The following is a 17,050-nucleotide window of genomic DNA, read 5'->3' as shown; positions in this document are numbered from 1 at the left end:
CATGCGACCCATTCAGATCGATCAAGGACAGAACATGCCCGCCTATGCACTGAAATGCCTGAGCGCCACCATCACCGTGAGTATTCTGCTCAGCGCCTGTTCGGCGTTCGAGCCCAAGCCTTACACCGAGGAGGAAATGCGCCAGCGGGTGATCGAGGACCAGGCACGGATGTACAAGGAGCAGGAACCGGTCGGCGGGCCGATCACCTTCTACGAAGCCTCCGCGCGCGCGTTGAAGTACAACCTCGACTACCGCCTCAAGCTGCTGGAAAGCGCGCTGGCCTCCGACCTGCGCGACGTCACCAGCCACGAGATGCTGCCGCGGGTGGTCGCCTCCGCCGGCTATGCCGGGCGCAACAACGACTCGGGCGGCACCTCCATCGGCATCGAGGACCGCCAGGTCAGCTTGCGGCCCTCGACGTCCGAGGAGCGCTACCGCCAGCTCTACAGCCTCGGCCTGTCCTGGAGCCTGCTGGACTTCGGCGTCGCCTACTACCGCACCCAGCAGAAGAACGACCAGATGCTGATGGCCGAGGAGCGCCGCGAGAAGGTCGCGCAGAACGTCCTGCAGGACGTGCGCAACGCCTACTGGCGCGCCCTGGGCGCCCAGCGCCTGCTGCCGGAAGTGGACGGCCTGCTGATGCGCACCCACCGCGCCCTGACCTCCGCCCGCGAGGCCGAAGGCAAGGGCCTGCTGCCGCGCCAGGACATCCTCGCCTACCAGCGCGCCCTGCTCGACTCGGTATACATGCTCACCGTTCGCCGCCAGGACCTGGAATTCGCCCGCGCCGAGCTGGCCGCGCTGATGTCGCTGCCGCCGAACACCAAAATGGTCCTGGCCGACGTCGGCGAACAGCCGCTGCCGCTGGTGACCAACAACATCGACCAGCTCGAACGGCTCTCCCTGGAGCGCCGCCCGGAAATCATGGAGGAGTGGTACCGCAAACGCGTCGACATGAACGACCTGAAGATCGCCAAGGCCCAGCTGTGGCCCAACGTGAGCTTCAACTACGGCTACGAGTACGACTCCAACAAGTACCTGTACAACAACGACTGGAACCAGACCGGCATCAACGTCTCGATGAACCTGCTGCGCCTGGCGCAGTACCCGGACATCAAGGCCGCCGAGGCGAGCCAGGAGAAGACCGACGACATGCGCCGCACCGCGCTGTCCATGGCCATCCTCACCCAGGTCCGGGTCGGCCTGCTGCGCTACCAGCTGGCGCGCCAGGAAGTGGAGTTCGCCGACGAGAGCCTGCGCGTCGACCAGAGCCTGCTCAGCTATGCGCAGTCCGCCCGTGGCGCCGCCCTGGGCAGCGAGCTGGAGCTGATCCGCGCCGAGGGTCGCTACCTGCTCTCGCGCTACCAGCGCGAGGCCGCCTACTCCGATGCCCAGGCCGCGTGGGGCCGCCTGTACAACTCGGTGGGCTTCGAGGTGATGCCCAAGGAGATCGAGAACCACGACGTGAAGACACTGGCCCGCGAGATCCAGCGCACCCTCGAACAGCAGACCAGCACCAACCTCCTCGCCAGCAGCACCCCGAGCAGTCAACAAGGAAGCGCCAATGCCGCACCTGTGCAGTAAACCGTCGTACCTGCTTCTCCCGTTGTGCCTGATGTTCCTGCAGCCGGCGCTGGCCGACGATGCCACCAGCGGCCTGCCGCCACTGCCCGACAGCCAGGACCCCGGCGCCATCCGCGTGCTGCTGGTCTCCGCCCTGGAAACCACTCTCTCAGCGCAGATGAACGGCACCCTTGGCGCGCTCAAGGCCAATCTGGGCGACAAGGTCGCCAAGGACACCGAGCTGGCCCAGCTCAACTGCGTCGAAGTCAACGCCCGCGCCAAGGTCGCCGCCGCCGAGCTGAACATGGCCCGCGCCAACCTCGCCGCCAAGCAGAACCTGCGCAAGCTCGACGCGGTGGGCGACCTGGAGGTCGCCATGGCCAATACCGAGCTGCAGAAGGCCGACGGCGCTCTCACCCTGGCGCGGGCGCAGGCCGGTTACTGCCTGGTCGATGCGCCCTTCTCCGGGCGTATCGCCAAGGTCTACGTCAAGCCGTACCAGACGGTTTCCGCCGGCACGCCGCTGTTCGACCTGGTCAGCGATGGCGCGCTGAAAGTGCGCCTCAACGTGCCCTCCTCGATGCTGCCCAACCTGCGCCCGGACATGCCGCTGGAGGTGGACATCCACGAGACCGGCAAGCACTACCCGGCCAAGGTCAGCGTGATCAACGCACGCGTCGACGCCGTGGCGCAGACCGTGGAACTGGAGGCGAAGCTGGATGCCAGCTACCCGGAACTGATCGCTGGCATGAGCGGGGTCGCGCGCTTCCCCGAAAGCCATGAGTGAGCTGCTGCCGCCACCCCAGCTGCTGCTGAGCCTGGCCAATGTACGCGACAGGGCGCTGGCGGCCGACTCCCTCGGCGGCCTGGCCTTCAGCATCGCCAACGACCTGTTCCCGTTGCTGCGCTTCCACCAGGCGCTGGTGTTCGCCTGCCACGACACGCGCAATGAACTGCTGGCGGTGTCCGGCCTGGCCAAGCCCACCGAGGATTCGCCCTACCTGGTCTGGCTGGAACGCGCCAGCCGCTGGGTTGCCACGCAATTGCCCGACGCCACGCCCGCCTGGCTGGCCCGTGACGCCACTGCGCCGCCGGCGGATATCGCCGAAGGCTGGGGCGAATGGTGGCCGGCCGGCCTCTGGTGCGTGCCGCTGCACGACCGTGCGGGCAAACGCCTGGGGCTGGTGCTGTTCCTCCTCGACGAAGCACCGGCGCGCAACCTGCAACCGCTGCTGCAAGGCATCTGGCAGACCTGGGCGCACGCCTGGGCCTCCTTCGGTCCGCGCAGCAAACTGCGCTACTGGCGGCCCAGCAAACGCCAGGTGCTGGTCGCCGTCATCGCGCTGGCCGCGCTGCTGCTAATCCCGGTGCGGCAGACGGCACTGGCACCGGCGGAGGTCGTCTCGCGCAACGCCCAGGTGATCAGCTCGCCGATCGATGGGGTCATCGTCAAGATGCTGGTTCGCCCCAACCAGAGCGTGGAGGTCGGCACTCCGCTCTTCGAGCTGGACGAAACCACCCTGCGCAGCCGCGCCGACGTGCTGAGCAAGGAAGTCGCGGTGGCCGATGCCGAGCTCATGGCCGCCAGCCAGCGGGCCTTCGACAATCCGCAGAGCAAGAGCGAACTCACGGTGCTCGACGGCCGCGCGCGCCAGCGCCGGGCCGAACTGGCCGCCGTGCAGGCGCAGCTCGCACGCACCCGCGTGCTCGCTCCGCGTGCCGGCGTGGCCGTGTACAGCGACCCCAACGACTGGCTGGGCAAACCGGTGGTCACCGGCGAGCGCATCCTGCAGATCGCCGACCCGAAGGCGCCGGGCATGCGCATCCAGCTGCCGGTCGCCGATGCCATAGCACTGGAGCCGGGGGCGAAGGTGGCGCTGTTCCTCACCGCCTACCCGCTCGACCCGCTGCATGGGGAAATCCTCGACACCAGCTACCAGGCCAAGCCCAGTGAAGAAGGCGTGGCCTCCTACCGCCTGCTGGCCAGCGTGCAGGACGCGCCGCCCCACGCCCGTCTTGGCCTGCACGGCACCGCCAAGCTCTATGGTGAACGTGTGGTGCTCGGTTACTACCTGCTGCGGCGGCCCCTGGCTTCGCTGCGCGCCTGGACAGGCTGGTAGCTTCGATGGAGATCGCCGCCGAAGACCTGCCCACCCCGCCCTTGCGTGACGACCTGCGCCTCGACGAAGCCGCACCCGGCCCGGACGGCGAGCCGGTGTGGGTGATTCACGACAGCGTGCTCAACCGCTTCTACCGCATCGGCTGGCTGGAGTTCGAATGCCTGCTGCGCTGGGAGCAGACGCCCCGGCAGATCAGCGAGCAGATCGCCGAGCAGACCGCGCTCAAGCCCGAGGCCGAGCAGGTGCTGGGCTTTCGCCAGTTCCTCGAACAGCACCAGTTGCTCCGCCCCGGCGCCGAAGCCCTGGCCCGGCTCCAGGCTCGCAGCGAGGGCGGCTCCTGGATGAGCTGGAACTGGTGGCTACACCACTACCTGTTCTTCCGCATCCCGCTGATTCGCCCGCAGCGCTTCCTGCGCGCCATCGCCGGCAGCCTCGACTGGCTGTTCAATCGCTATGTGGCGATGCTGGTGCTGCTCCTGAGCCTCGCCGGCATCGTGCTGGTGACGCACCAGTGGGACACCTTCACCCATGACGTGGTGGAGTCCTTCTCCTTCGAGGGGCTGCTCAGCTTTGCCGCCGCCCTGGTGGTGGCCAAGACGCTCCACGAACTGGGCCACGCGCTGGTGGCGACGCGCCTGGGGTTGAAGGTGGCGCACATGGGCATCGCCTTCGTGGTGATGTGGCCGATGCTCTATACCGATACCGGCGAGAGCTGGAAGCTGCGCAGCAACCGCCAGCGCCTGGCGATCGCCAGCGCCGGGATCATCACCGAACTGGGGCTGGCCGGCCTCTCCACACTGGGCTGGGCGCTGGCCGATCCGGGCCCGTTGCGCAATGCGCTGCTGTACCTGGCGACCACCAGCTGGGCGCTGTCGCTGGCCCTGAACGCCAGCCCCTTCATGCGCTTCGACGGCTACTTCATCACCTCCGACCTGCTCGACTTCCCCAACCTGCACGAGCGCGCCGGCGCCCTGGCCCGCACGACACTGCGGCGCAACCTGCTGGGGCTGGACGAGCCCTGGCCGGAGCACTTCCCGACCGGCAAGCGCCGGGCGTTGGTGGCCTTCGCCTTTGGCACCTGGGTCTACCGCCTGCTGCTGTTCCTCGGCATCGCCGTAGCGGTCTATTACTTCTTCTTCAAACTGCTGGGGATCTTCCTGTTCGCCGTGGAAATCAGCTGGTTCATCGTTCAGCCCGTGTGGCGCGAACTCAAGGTCTGGTGGCAGCGCCGCGCGGAAGTGAAGCCGCGCCGCAAGCTGGTCTTTCTGGCCGTGCTCGGCGGCGTGCTGCTCCTGCTCGCCATTCCATGGCGCACCCAGGTGCACGCCATGGGGGTGGCCCGCGCGGCGCAGCAACTGCACGTCTATGCCCCCTTCCCGGCACTGCTGCGCGACCTGCGCCCTGGCGGCGCGGTCGGCCAGGGGGAAACGCTCGCGGTGATGGAAGAGCCCGACATCGCCGCCAAGGTGCGCGGCAGCGAAGCCGGCATCCGTGGCTACCAGGGCCGCCTGGCCGGCATGCTGGCCGACCCGTCCGGCCTCGCCGAGGAAGCCGTCACCCGCCAGCGCCTGGGTGTGGAGTACCAGCAGGCACGGGCCGCCCGCAATGAAATGGCGCGGCTGAACCTCCAGGCGCCCTTTGCCGGCCAGTGGCGGGACGTCAACCCGGACTGGAAACCCGGCCAGTGGATCAATACCCGCGAGCCCATCGGCGTACTGGTGGACCCGCGGCACTGGCTGGTGGATGCCTACGTCAAGCAGGACGAAGTGCAGCGCCTCACCGACGGCGGCCGCGTGCGCTTCTACCCCGAGGGCGTGCCCAGCCCCATCGAAGGCCAGGTGGTGCTGATCGGCACCACGCGCATCAGCCAGCTGGAGCAACCGATGCTCGCTTCGCGCTACGGCGGCCCGCTGAACGTCAACCCGCAGGGCGATACCCTGGTGCCCAACCCGGCGCTGTTCCATGTGCTGGTGAAGCTCGATGGCGCGCCGCCGGGCCTGCACGAGACCCGCGGGAACCTGCAGATCGAGGGCGCCAGGCGCAGCTGGCTGGGCGAAGGTTTCACCCGCCTGCTGGCGGTCGCCCTGCGCGAAAGCGGGTTCTAGCAGCCACCCTGCGGGAACGGGTCACCGCCGTGATCCGTCCGCAGGGACGAGCCCCGCTCCGGCGCCAGCGCGTCAATCCTTCGCCATCCCGAAGCAATGCCGCGCCTGCGGGAACTGCCGCTCGCGCACCTCGCGGGCAAAGCGTTGCGCCGCCGCCGAGATCAGCTCGTCCACCCGCACATACTGCTGCGCGAAGCGCGGAATCTGTTCGCCGGAAAGCCCCAGCATGTCCTCGCTCACCAGCACCTGCCCGGCGCAGGCAGGAGACGCGCCGATACCGACCACCGGGATCTCCAGCCGCTCGCAGACCTGTCGCGCCAAGGGTTCCAGCACGCCTTCGAGCACCACGCTGAACGCCCCGGCGGCTGCCACCGCTTCGGCATCGCGCAGCACCCGAGCCGCACCGGCTTCTTCCTTGCCCTGCACCTTGAAGCCGCCCAGGGCATTGACCTTCTGCGGCATCAGGCCGATATGCGCCATCACCGGAATGCCCCGCTCGACCAGGAACGCAATGGTCTCGGCCATTTCCGCACCGCCCTCCAGCTTCACGGCCTGCGCGCCGCTTTCCGCGAGCACCCGCGCGGCGGCCAGGAAGGCCTGCTGCGGCGAGGCCTGGTAACTGGCGAAAGGCAGGTCCACCACCACGCAGGCGCGCTGGGAGCCACGGGCCACCGCGGCGCCATGGGCGATCATGGTGTCCAGGCTGACGGCCAGCGTGTCCGGCAGGCCGTAGAGCACCATGCCCAGCGAATCGCCCACCAGCAGTACGTCGACGTGCGGGTCGAGCAAACGCGCCATGGGTGCCGAGTAAGCCGTCAGCACGACCAGGCTGCCGGGCTCGCGGCGCTGGCGAATCTCCAGGGTGGACAGGCGTTGTTGCGGGCGATGGCTGCTCATGCGGTTTCCTCTTCACGGGCTGATATTGATCGGGGAAGACGCTACCATCGGCATCAAGTGGCCCACTTCCGTGAGAGAGACAAGCTATGCCGTCGACGGGACAGGTTCCTCTGGCGCTTCCCGGCTTCGCCGCCCTGCCCCGGCCGGTCTGGCTGCGCGCCTTCGACATGCCGGCCGGCCACAGCGTGGAGCCGCATACCCATCCCTGGGGACAGCTGATGTACGCCGCCAGCGGAGTGCTGGAGGCCAGCACCGAGCAGCATGCCTGCCTCATCCCGCCCCGGCGCGCCATGTGGCTGCCAGCGGGGGTCACGCACAGCGTGCGGGCACGCACCGCCGTGGTGTTCCGCAGTTTCTACCTGGCCCCGGAGATCGCCGCCGGGCTGGGGCCGTGCCGCGTCGTGGAGATTTCGCCACTGCTGGACAACCTCATCCAGCGCGCCAGCGAATTCGCCAGCGACTACCCCGACGAAGGGCCGGAAGCCCGGCTGATGCAGGTGCTGGTGGATGAGCTGCACAATGCGCCGGACTCCGGCCTGGACCTGCCGCTGCCGCGCGATGCCCGCCTGCGGCGGGTCACCGATCACCTGCAGGAACACCCCGGCGAGCGGCTGGGCATCGAAGACTGGGCACAGCGCGTCGGCGCCTCGCGGCGCACCCTGGCGCGGCTGTTCCGCGACGAGACTGGGCTGTCGTTCCGCGAGTGGCGCGAGCGGGTACGGCTGCTCGCGGCGCTGCCGAGGCTGGAACGCGGCGAGTCGGTCACGCTGATCGCGGGCGAGTTGGGCTATGAATCCACCTCGGCCTTCATCGAACTGTTCCAACGCCAGCTCAGGACCTCGCCAGGAGCCCTGGCGCGGCAGATGCGTGCGGGAAGCTGACACGAACCAACATGAGTAAATCTTATGTTCATCACGAGAACATTGAGTTTGTCTCATGAAGGCGCGCCACGGAGAATTTCCCCATCGTTGATTCAATGGAGAGATTCACATGGCGTTCGCACACAACCTCGGCTTCCCCCGCATCGGCCGCGACCGCGAGCTGAAGAAGGCGCAGGAAGCCTTCTGGAAAGGCGAACTGGATGAAGCCGGCCTGCGCGCCGTCGGCCGCGAACTTCGCGCCGCCCACTGGCAGGTGCAGAAGAACGCCGGCATCGAATTGCTGCCGGTGGGCGACTTCGCCTGGTACGACCAGGTCCTGGCCCACTCGCTGACCTTCGGCGTGATCCCCGAGCGTTTCCGCGACCGGGGCGATGCCAAACCGACGCTGCAGACCCTGTTCGCCATGGCGCGCGGCGCCGTGGCGACGGACTGCAGCACCGGCTGCTGTGGTGCCCACGCCCAGCCCCTTCTCGCACAAGAGCTAACCAAGTGGTTCGACACCAACTATCACTACCTCGTCCCGGAATTCAGCGCTGAACAGCAGTTCGCACTGAGCTGGGAGCAACTGTTCGAGGAAGTGGACGAAGCCCACGCCCTCGGCCACACGGTGAAACCTGTGGTGATCGGCCCGCTGACCTACCTCTGGCTGGGCAAGACCAAGGGCAGCGACTTCGACAAGCTCGACCTCGTCGAGCGCCTGCTGCCGCTCTACGGCCAGATCTTCCGCCGCCTCGCCGCGCAAGGCGTGGAGTGGGTGCAGATCGACGAGCCAATCCTCGCCCTCGACCTGCCGCAAGCCTGGAAGAACGCCTTCGAGCGCACCTACAACCTGCTGCAGAGCGAGCCGCTGAAGAAGCTGGTGGCCACCTACTTCGGCGGCCTGGACGACAACCTGGGACTGGCCGCCGGCTTGCCGGTGGATGGCCTGCACCTCGATCTGGTGCGCGCTCCCGAGCAGTTCCCGAGCATCCTCGACCGCCTGCCGGCCTACAAGATTCTCTCCCTCGGCGTGGTCAACGGCCGCAATGTCTGGCGCTGCGACCTGGAGAAAACCCTGGAAGTACTGCGCTACGCCCATGACCGTGTCGGCGAACGCCTGTGGGTCGCCCCCTCCTGCTCGCTGCTGCACAGCCCGGTGGACCTGGAGCGCGAGGACAAACTGGATACCGAGCTGAAGAGCTGGCTGGCGTTTGCCGTGCAGAAGTGCGCCGAAGTTGCCCTGCTCGCCCGCGCCGTCAATGAACCGCAGGCGCCGGATGTCCTTGCCGCCCTGGAGCAGAGCCGCGCCGTGCAAGCCAGCCGGGCCGCCTCGCCGCGCATCCACAAGCCGCAGGTGAAGGCCCGCCTGGCCGCCGTGAATGCCGCCGACAGCCAGCGCCAATCGCCCTTTGCCCAGCGCATCGTCAAGCAGCGCGCCCGCCTGGACCTGCCGGACTTCCCCACCACCACCATCGGCTCTTTCCCGCAGACGGCCTCCATTCGCCTCGCGCGGCAGGCGTTCAGGCAGGGCAAACTGAGCGCCGCCGACTACACCGAGGCGATGCACAGCGAAATCCGCCATGCCGTGGAAATCCAGGAACAACTGGGCCTTGACGTGCTGGTACACGGCGAGGCCGAGCGCAACGACATGGTCGAGTACTTCGCCGAGCAACTCGACGGCTACCTCTTCACCCGCTTCGGCTGGGTGCAGAGCTACGGCTCACGCTGCGTGAAGCCGGCCGTGATCTTCGGCGACCTCAGCCGCCCGCAACCGATGACCGTGGAGTGGATCCGCTACGCCCAGAGCCTCACCGCGAAGGTCATGAAAGGCATGCTGACCGGCCCGGTGACCATGCTGATGTGGTCCTTCCCGCGCGAGGATATCTCTCGCGAGGAGCAGGCACGCCAGTTGGCCCTGGCGATCCGCGACGAAGTGGTCGACCTGGAGGCCGCCGGCATCCGCATCGTGCAGATCGACGAAGCCGCGTTCCGCGAAGGCCTGCCGCTGCGCCGCAACGACTGGGGCGGCTACCTGGCCTGGGCCACCGAAGCCTTCCGCCTGTGCGCCTCCGGCGTGCGCGACGAAACGCAGATCCACACCCACATGTGCTACAGCGAGTTCAACGACGTGATCGAGTCCATCGCCGCCATGGACGCCGATGTGATCACCATCGAGACCTCGCGCTCGGACATGGAGCTGCTGGAGGCCTTCGAGAAGTTCGAATACCCAAACGAGATCGGCCCAGGCGTCTACGACATCCACTCGCCGCGCGTGCCGGGCAAGGACGAGATGGTCAAGCTGCTGCGCAAGGCGGCACAGCGCATCCCCGCCGAGCGCCTGTGGGTCAACCCGGACTGCGGCCTGAAAACCCGCGCCTGGCCGGAAACCGAGGCGGCGCTGGTGAACATGGTCGCGGCCGCCCGCGAACTGCGCAAGGACCTGGCGCTGCTGGGCTGAACGCCGGTCGATGACGCCCCGTAGGGCGCATAACGCCCCAGGCGTTATCCGCCACGACGGATAACCCGTACCGGGTTATCCGCCCTACGTTACTGCTACCGCGTCGGTCCGGTAGATGAGCGCGTCGCCGGACAGGCGTAGTCTTGAAGCCCTTCGATCCACGGCACGCAGGACCAGACATGAAGCAGTTGCTCATCATCGGCATCGGCGCAGGCGACCCCGAGTACCTCACCGTCCAGGCCATCAACGCGATGAACCGCGCGGACGTGTTCTTCCTCATGGACAAGGGCGCGAGCAAGGACAAGCTGAACCGGCTGCGCCGGGACATCCTGCAGCGCTACGTCAACCACTCCGACTACCGCATCGTCGAGGCCGACAGCCCCGAGCGCGTGCGCGAAGGCGACTACACCGGGCAGGTGCGCGACCTCAACCACGCCAAGCAGCAGGTTTTCGAGCGGCTGATCAGCGATGAACTGCCGGAGGGCCAGTGTGGCGCCTTCCTCGTCTGGGGCGACCCATCGCTGTACGACAGCACCCTGCGCATCCTCGACGCGATCCTGCGCCAGGGGCGCGTGCAGTTCGACTACGAGGTCATCCCCGGCATCACCAGCGTGCAGGCCCTCGCGGCGCGCCACCGGGTGCCGCTCAATGCCATCGGCCAGTCGGTACAGATCACCACCGGTCGGCGCCTGGCCGAAGGTTTCCCGGACAACGCAGAGAGTGTCGTGGTGATGCTCGACGCCGAGGACACCTACCGCCAACTGGAGGACCCGCAGCTGGAAATCTACTGGGGCGCCTACGTCGGCACGCCCGATGAAATCCTCCGCAGCGGCAGGCTCGTCGAGGTTGCTGAAGACATCCAGCGCACCCGCCGGGCAGCCCGCGAGGCCAACGGCTGGATCATGGACACCTACCTGCTGCGGCGCGCGCCGAAAGGCGATTGAGCGACCACGCAGGGCGGATAACCTCTGCCGGGGTTGCGCCCTGCGGTTCCGGGCAGGCTCGGCAAAAGCGACTAGAGTGACTTCCGTTGTGTCGCCAACACCCGCCGGAGCGCACCGCTCATGCCGCATGCCACCCTCTCCCGCTTCATCGACCAGGCCACCCGCCTGAGCCGCGAGGAATCCGAACCCTGCCAGTGCGTGGCCTCGCTGGCACCCTTCATGATGGAACTGCTCGCCCATGCCGGTGACTTCCTCGAAGCGCACCACTACCAGAGCGACCCGGCCCACTATGCGCGCAACCTGATCTACCAGTCGCCGGACGACAACCTGTCGCTCTATGCCCTGGTCTGGTCCCCGGGCCAGTGGACGCCGGTTCACGACCACGGCAGCTGGGGTGTGGTCGGCATTGTCGAAGGCGTGCTGGAGGAGCGCAGCTACGTCTGCCTCTCGGCCGACCGCTCGCGAGACGACGGCATCGAACTGGTCAAGGGCGGCATGATCCTGCTGCCACCGGGTGCGGTGACCAGCTTCGTGCCCAATCCCGACCACATCCACGTCACCGGCGTCCCGGCCGACCGCACACGGGCAGTCAGCCTGCACCTGTACGGACGGATGATGAACAACTACCACATCTACGATGTCGAGGCCGGCACACGGCACTTCGTCGAGGTGGAGCACAACGGTTGAGCCGCCTTACAGCGTCCTGATCGACGTACTGATCGCCCTGGCGCACTCAATGGCCGCCGGCGCCAGGCGGCGCTCGGCATCCTCGCGACTCCAGCGGCTGGTGGGCGCCACCACGTGTACCGAGGCCACCGGGCGGCCCTGACTGTTGCGTACCGGCGCAGCCACCGCCATGTCTCCCAGGAACAGTTCCTCGCTGTTGATCGCATAACCCTTGCGGCGAATCTCGGCGATCTCGGCGAGGATTTCCTCCAGCGAAGTGCGGGTGTACTGGGTGTGGCTGGACAGGTCGCTGTCCCGCAGCAGCTCCAGCACCTCGTCGTCGCTCAGCGCACTGAGGAATGCGCGGCCCGAAGCGGTGCAGTACATGGGGATGCGGCTGCCGATGGGCAGGTGGATCGGGATGAATTTCGGCCCCACGAAGCGCGCCACGTAGAGCATGTCGGTGCGCACCGGCTCGGTGAGGTTGGTGGTTTCGCCGGTGGTCTGTGCCAGCTCCGCGAGGAAGGGGTTGGCGACGTCCACCAGGGTGTCGGCGGCGAGGTAGTTGTAGCCGATCTCCATCACCTGCGGGGTCAGCTGGAAGCGCTTGGTCTGGGGGTGCTTGCAGACATACCCCAGCGCTTCGAGCGTATGGATCATCCGCTGCGCGGAGCTCTTGGTAATGTCGGCGGCCTCCGCCACTTCCGCCAGGTTCATGGTGCGGCTGCGCGCGTTGAAGGCACGCAGCACGGCCAGGCCCTTTTCCAGCGACTGGTTGAACAGGCTGTTTTCGTTGTCGCTCATGTCTCGTCCTTGCGAAGGATCAGGTTCTTATTAGACTGCCAATATCGATATGCGATATTTATAAATCTCTTTACGATTTTTGTAAATCATTTATATTGCGACCAATGCCTCCTGCCGATACTCGAGGCTATCCATAACGCATAAAGACAACAAACCGCGTCAAATGGGAGTTCATCCATGCATCCTCGCTTCCGCGTGTTTTCCTGCGCCCTCGCGCTCGTCGCCAGCTGCGCCGCATCCCTGGCCGCCCAGGCCGAACCTCTGAAAGTCGGCGCCACCGCCACCGGCGTTCCCTTCACCTTCCTCGACGTCAAGACCAACAGCATCCAGGGCATGATGGTCGACTCCGCGCAGGCCGTGGCCAAGGCCGGCGGCTTCGAAGTGGAAATCGCCCAGACCACCTTCGCCGCGCTGATCCCCTCGCTCACCGCGAAGAAGATCGACCTGATCTCCGCCGCCATGCTGCGCACTCCCGAGCGGGAGAAAGTGGTGCAGTACTCCGACCCGGTGTTCGAGTACGGCGAAGGCCTGGTGGTACGCGCCGACGACGACAAGGCCTACACCAGCATGGATGACTTCAAGGGCGAGATCGTTGGCGCCCAGGTTGGCACCATCTTCATCGACAAGCTCAACCAGCGCGGCATCTTCAAGGAAGTGCGCGGCTACGACTCCCTCGCCGACCTCACCCGCGACCTGGCCCTGGGGCGCATCAAGGCCGGCTTCGGCGACCACCCGATCCTCGCCTACCAGATGGCCAAGGGCAGCCTGAAGAAGGTGCGCCTGGTGGACAGCTACCAGCCGCAGATCAAGGGCGAGGTCTGCCTGATCCTGCGCCAGGGCGATCCGGCTCTGCTCGCCCAGGTGAACAAGGGCATCGCCAGCATCAAGGCCGACGGCACCCTCGCCGGCATCATCGACAAGTGGCACCTGGACTGACGGTCGCCCTTCTCGCGCGCCTCCTGCGCCCGGCCACGGGCGCTCTCTGATTTACGCTCACGGACACTTCCCATGTTTCTCCAGAATGCTCTGGACTTCCTGCCCATTCTCCTGAGTGGCGCGGTGGTCACCGTGCAGGTCACGATTGCGTCGTTCCTGCTCAGCTCGCTCATCGGCCTGGCCTTCGCCCTGATGATGGTGTCGAAGATTCGCGCCGTGGCGCTATTCGGCATCTCCGTGGTCAACGTGATCCGCGGCCTGCCGATCATCGTGCAGCTGTTCTACATCTACTTCGTGCTGCCGGACTTCGGCGTGCAGCTCAGCGCCATGCAGGCCGGCATCATCGGCCTGGGCATCGCCTATTCGGCGTACCAGGCGGAGAACTTCCGCGCCGGCATCCAGGCCATCCAGCAGGGGCAGATCGAAGCCGCCGAATCCCTCGGCATGCGCGGCCCGATGATCATGCGCCGGGTGGTGCTGCCGCAGGCCTTCCGCATCGCCCTGCCGCCCTACGGCAACACCCTGGTGATGATGCTCAAGGACTCCTCGCTGGTGTCCACCATCACCGTGGCCGAGATGACCCGCGCCGGCCAGCTGATCGCCTCCTCGACCTTCGAGAACATGACCGTCTACACCTTGGTGGCCCTGCTCTACCTGGCCCTGAGCCTGCCGCTGTCGTACGCCCTGCGCCGCCTCGAAGCGCGCATCGCCACGAGGAAGAAAGCATGATCCGCATCCAGTCGCTGCACAAAAGCTACGGCAGCACCCGTGTCCTCGAAGGCATCGACCTGTCCGTGGAGAGCGGCCAGGTGGTGTGCCTGATCGGCCCGTCCGGCTCGGGCAAGTCCACCCTGCTGCGCTGCATCAACGGCCTGGAGACCTACGAGGGTGGCGACATTCTCGTGGGCCAGGAGCGTGTCGACCGCCACGCCAACTCCATCCACGAGATCCGCACCCAGGTGGCGATGGTCTTCCAGCGCTTCAACCTGTTCCCCCACCGCACCGCGCTGCAGAACGTGATGGAAGGCCCGGTGTACGTGAAGAAGGAACGCCCGGGCGAGGCCCGCGAGCACGCCCGCGCGCTGCTGGAAAAAGTCGGCCTGAGCCATCGCATGGATGCCTACCCGGACGAACTCTCCGGCGGCCAGCAGCAGCGCGTCGCCATCGCCCGCGCCCTGGCCATGCGGCCCAAGGCAATCCTCTTCGACGAGCCGACCTCGGCGCTGGACCCGGAACTGGTGGGTGAAGTGCTGGCGGTGATGCGCAAGCTCGCCGACGAAGGCATGACCATGGTCGTGGTCACCCACGAGATGGGCTTCGCCCGAGAAGTGGCGGACAAGGTGTGCTTCCTCTATGGCGGGCGCATCGTCGAGGAAGGCGCGGCCAAGGACGTGCTCGGCGCGCCGAGCCAGCCGCGCACCCAGGAATTCCTCCGCCGCCTGCTCAACACCGACGGAGGCCAGGCATGAACGCCCAGCCCCTGGCGCTGCCACCCTCGCTCTGGGCGGCCACCGCGAACGCCGGCCCGGCAACACCGGCGCTGGCTGAAGACAAGCAGGTCGACGTCGCCATCGTCGGCGCCGGCTACACCGGCCTGGTCACGGCGCTGCACCTGGCCCGCAATGGCGTGCGCGTCTGCGTGCTGGACGCCGGCGAGCCCGGCTGGGGCGCTTCCGGGCGCAACGGCGGGCAAGTGATTCCCGGCCTCAAGCATGACCCCGACGACCTGCGCCGGATGTTCGGCGGCGACAAGGCCGAGCGCCTGATCGAAGTTGCCGGGGGCGCTGCCGATGAAGTCTTCGCGCTGATCCGCCGCTACGACATCGACTGCGAAGCCACCCGCAAGGGCTGGATTCAACCGGCCGCCTCCCCGGCCGCCCTGCGCGCCATCGAAAAACGCGCCGAGCAGTGGCGCCAGCGCGGCGTGCCGGTGGAGATGCTCGAAAAGAGCAGCGTCGCCCAGCGCATCGGCAGCAACGACTACCTCGGCGCCTGGGTCGACCCGCGCGCCGGCAGCGTGCAGCCGCTGAGCTACGTGCGTGGCCTGGCCCGTGCCGCGCTGGCCGAAGGTGCCGCGATTCACGGCCACAACCGCGTGACCGGGCTGCGCCGCCACGGCAGCGGCTGGCAGCTCAGCACGTCGACCGGGCACAGCGTGACTGCCGAACGCGTTGTCCTCGCTACCAACGGTTATACCGACGACCTGTGGCCGAAGCTGCGGCAGACGGTGATCGCCGCCAACAGCTTCATCGTCGCCACCAAACCCCTGCCGGAGAACCTGCGTCGCAGCGTGCTGCCGGGTGGCGAGGTCTGCTCGGATGCGCGTCGCCTGCTGCTGTACTTCAAGCAGGACGCTCGCGGCCGGCTCTTGCTGGGTGGCCGCGGCCCATTCGCCGAGCCGCGCTCGCCCGGTGACTGGCTGCATCTGAAGCGTTCGCTGCTGGGGCTGTTCCCGCAGCTGGCCGAGGTCGAGTTCGAGTACCAGTGGAGTGGCCGCGTGGCGCTGACGCCGGACTTCATGCCGCGGCTGCACGAACCGGCGCCGAACCTGAGCATCCTGCTGGGCTACAACGGCCGCGGCATTGCCATGGCTTCCGCCCTGGGCCGCCACCTGGCAGAGCGCCTGCTGGACCGCGAGAAGGACTTCCCTTTCCCGGTCACGCCGGTGCGGCCGATCCCCTTCCACGGGCTGCAGCGCCTCTATCTCGGCGTCGGTATCGCCTGGTACCGGCTGCTCGACGCGGTCCTCTGACCGAGCCCGGCCTGACGCCTGCGTCAGGCCGGGCCTCCCTCCTGCATGGCCGCCAGGTACGCACGCGGCGGCTGCCCGGTGTGCTCGCGGAAGCAGCGGTAGAACACCGACAACGAATTGAAGCCCACCGCGAACGCCAGTTCGTCGATGCGCGCCGCCGGCTCCTCGCGCAGGCGCTCCAGCAGGTGGCCGATGCGCGCCTGGTTCAGGTAGCGGTAAAAGCTCTGCCCGAGCACCTGGTTGAGCAGATAGGAAATCTGGTTGCGCGTGTAGCCGGTGGCCCGTGCCAGGCGCTCCAGGTCCATCTCCGGATCGAGATAGGGATGGGCGCTGCCGAAGTAGGACTCGATATCCAGCAGCATCTTCCCCACCTGCGCGGAGTTCAGACCGAGGCGGCGCTGGTCCTTGACGCCCTCCTCGCGCTGCTCGCGCACGGGCGTGGCGTACTCATGGACACGCCAGATCAGCCCATCGCGCACGGTGATCGCCTCGCTGGCGCGGAACGAGGCCAGCCGGCTGCTGCGCCGCAGCGTCAGGCGCGAGCGGTACTGGATGAACGCGGTGTCGCCATCGGCACGGATCTGGTCGATATGCTCGATGTGATGCTGCGGGCTGCGCGGCATCGCCGTGCGGATGTAGCCGGGCAGCTCGCTGGCGGGGATTTCCAGGTCGTTGTAGAAGTCGCAGTACTGCACCTGCGGATGGAACATCGCCAGCACGCCTTCGACGTCGCGATTCATCCAGCACCGGTGGTAGCGCGTGACCACTTCGCGGGTGCGCTCGGTTTCTTCATTCATGGTTTTCCCTCCGCCCAGGCCCGCAGCGTAGGGCGCGAGGATCGCGCTGCACAGTGCCGCGGGTCCGCAGCAGCATCGCCGATTCCGCCCGTGCACGGAAGAACGACGCAAAACCGCGCCACGCCTAGTTTTCGGCCAGGGCCGAAA

At 67.3% G+C, this 17,050-nt stretch carries 15 protein-coding genes; 12 read left to right on the top strand and 3 right to left on the bottom strand.

The genetic code is table 11. The features are described from left to right. Window positions 1-34: 34 nt before the first annotated feature. The 4 genes from GJV37_RS26780 to GJV37_RS26765 are packed head-to-tail and all read left to right on the top strand — an operon-like array spanning window position 35 to window position 5,789. Window positions 35-1,585, top strand: coding sequence for a TolC family protein (locus GJV37_RS26780; RefSeq protein WP_170859457.1), 1,551 nt, complete (start codon window positions 35-37; stop codon window positions 1,583-1,585). After that, window positions 1,566-2,351: an efflux RND transporter periplasmic adaptor subunit gene (locus GJV37_RS26775; RefSeq protein WP_170859456.1), complete on the top strand. Its 786-nt coding sequence runs from the start codon at window positions 1,566-1,568 to the stop codon at window positions 2,349-2,351. The genes GJV37_RS26780 and GJV37_RS26775 overlap by 20 nt, the downstream gene beginning before the upstream one ends. Next, window positions 2,344-3,684 (top strand): efflux RND transporter periplasmic adaptor subunit, encoded by a 1,341-nt coding sequence (locus tag GJV37_RS26770; RefSeq protein ID WP_065084371.1) that lies wholly within the window; start codon window positions 2,344-2,346, stop codon window positions 3,682-3,684. Before GJV37_RS26775 ends, GJV37_RS26770 begins: the two co-directional genes overlap by 8 nt. A 5-nt stretch (window positions 3,685-3,689) precedes the next feature. Next, window positions 3,690-5,789, top strand: a complete 2,100-nt coding sequence (locus GJV37_RS26765) for a site-2 protease family protein (protein ID WP_170859455.1) — start codon at window positions 3,690-3,692, stop codon at window positions 5,787-5,789. Between the two features lie 72 nt (window positions 5,790-5,861). On the opposite strand, the gene panB is transcribed toward GJV37_RS26765, so the two are convergent. Beyond that, entirely contained in the window at window positions 5,862-6,686 is an 825-nt protein-coding gene (gene panB / locus GJV37_RS26760) for a 3-methyl-2-oxobutanoate hydroxymethyltransferase (protein WP_037010603.1), read from the bottom strand. Window positions 6,687-6,772: 86 nt separating this feature from the next. Here panB and GJV37_RS26755 point away from each other — a divergent pair, with 86 nt between their 5' ends. From GJV37_RS26755 to GJV37_RS26740, 4 genes are all read left to right on the top strand, one after another. Next, entirely contained in the window at window positions 6,773-7,567 is a 795-nt protein-coding gene (locus tag GJV37_RS26755; protein WP_024767246.1) for an AraC family transcriptional regulator, read from the top strand. A 109-nt stretch (window positions 7,568-7,676) separates the two neighbouring features. Then, window positions 7,677-10,004, top strand: coding sequence for a 5-methyltetrahydropteroyltriglutamate--homocysteine S-methyltransferase (gene metE / locus GJV37_RS26750; RefSeq protein ID WP_037010597.1), 2,328 nt, complete (start codon window positions 7,677-7,679; stop codon window positions 10,002-10,004). Between the two features lie 179 nt (window positions 10,005-10,183). Next, entirely contained in the window at window positions 10,184-10,948 is a 765-nt protein-coding gene (gene cobF / locus GJV37_RS26745) for a precorrin-6A synthase (deacetylating) (RefSeq protein ID WP_170859453.1), read from the top strand. A gap of 120 nt (window positions 10,949-11,068) precedes the next feature. Then, window positions 11,069-11,635 carry a cysteine dioxygenase family protein gene (locus GJV37_RS26740; RefSeq protein WP_037010595.1) on the top strand — a complete coding sequence of 189 codons (567 nt, stop codon included), beginning with the start codon at window positions 11,069-11,071 and terminating at the stop codon, window positions 11,633-11,635. Window positions 11,636-11,641: 6 nt separating this feature from the next. Here the strand turns inward: GJV37_RS26740 and GJV37_RS26735 are convergent, their stop codons facing one another. Continuing rightward, window positions 11,642-12,418, bottom strand: a complete 777-nt coding sequence (locus GJV37_RS26735; protein ID WP_037010593.1) for an IclR family transcriptional regulator — start codon at window positions 12,416-12,418, stop codon at window positions 11,642-11,644. Between the two features lie 177 nt (window positions 12,419-12,595). On the opposite strand from GJV37_RS26735, the gene GJV37_RS26730 reads away from it, so the two are divergent. The 4 genes from GJV37_RS26730 to GJV37_RS26715 all read left to right on the top strand — a co-directional run bounded on the left by GJV37_RS26730 (window position 12,596) and on the right by GJV37_RS26715 (window position 16,106). Continuing rightward, window positions 12,596-13,354 carry an ABC transporter substrate-binding protein gene (locus GJV37_RS26730; protein ID WP_169887154.1) on the top strand — a complete coding sequence of 253 codons (759 nt, stop codon included), beginning with the start codon at window positions 12,596-12,598 and terminating at the stop codon, window positions 13,352-13,354. A gap of 72 nt (window positions 13,355-13,426) precedes the next feature. After that, the gene (locus tag GJV37_RS26725) at window positions 13,427-14,083 is read left to right on the top strand and encodes an amino acid ABC transporter permease (protein ID WP_038803618.1); all 657 of its coding nucleotides are present in this window, start codon (window positions 13,427-13,429) and stop codon (window positions 14,081-14,083) included. Then, complete coding sequence (locus tag GJV37_RS26720; protein WP_024767240.1) at window positions 14,080-14,823, top strand: amino acid ABC transporter ATP-binding protein; 744 nt, start codon at window positions 14,080-14,082, stop codon at window positions 14,821-14,823. Before GJV37_RS26725 ends, GJV37_RS26720 begins: the two co-directional genes overlap by 4 nt. Next, a complete protein-coding gene (locus GJV37_RS26715) occupies window positions 14,820-16,106 on the top strand; it encodes an NAD(P)/FAD-dependent oxidoreductase (protein WP_170859452.1) in 1,287 nt (428 codons plus the stop codon). Before GJV37_RS26720 ends, GJV37_RS26715 begins: the two co-directional genes overlap by 4 nt. 23 nt (window positions 16,107-16,129) lie before the next feature. On the opposite strand, the gene GJV37_RS26710 is transcribed toward GJV37_RS26715, so the two are convergent. After that, on the bottom strand, window positions 16,130-16,903 hold the full coding sequence (locus tag GJV37_RS26710) for an AraC family transcriptional regulator (protein ID WP_084359674.1): 774 nt from the start codon (window positions 16,901-16,903) through the stop codon (window positions 16,130-16,132). Window positions 16,904-17,050 lie beyond the last annotated feature (147 nt).

The organism is Pseudomonas nitroreducens, assembly GCF_010994165.1.
Lineage (GTDB): Bacteria > Pseudomonadota > Gammaproteobacteria > Pseudomonadales > Pseudomonadaceae > Pseudomonas > Pseudomonas nitroreducens.
This window is presented reverse-complemented; position numbering and strand designations above follow the sequence as displayed.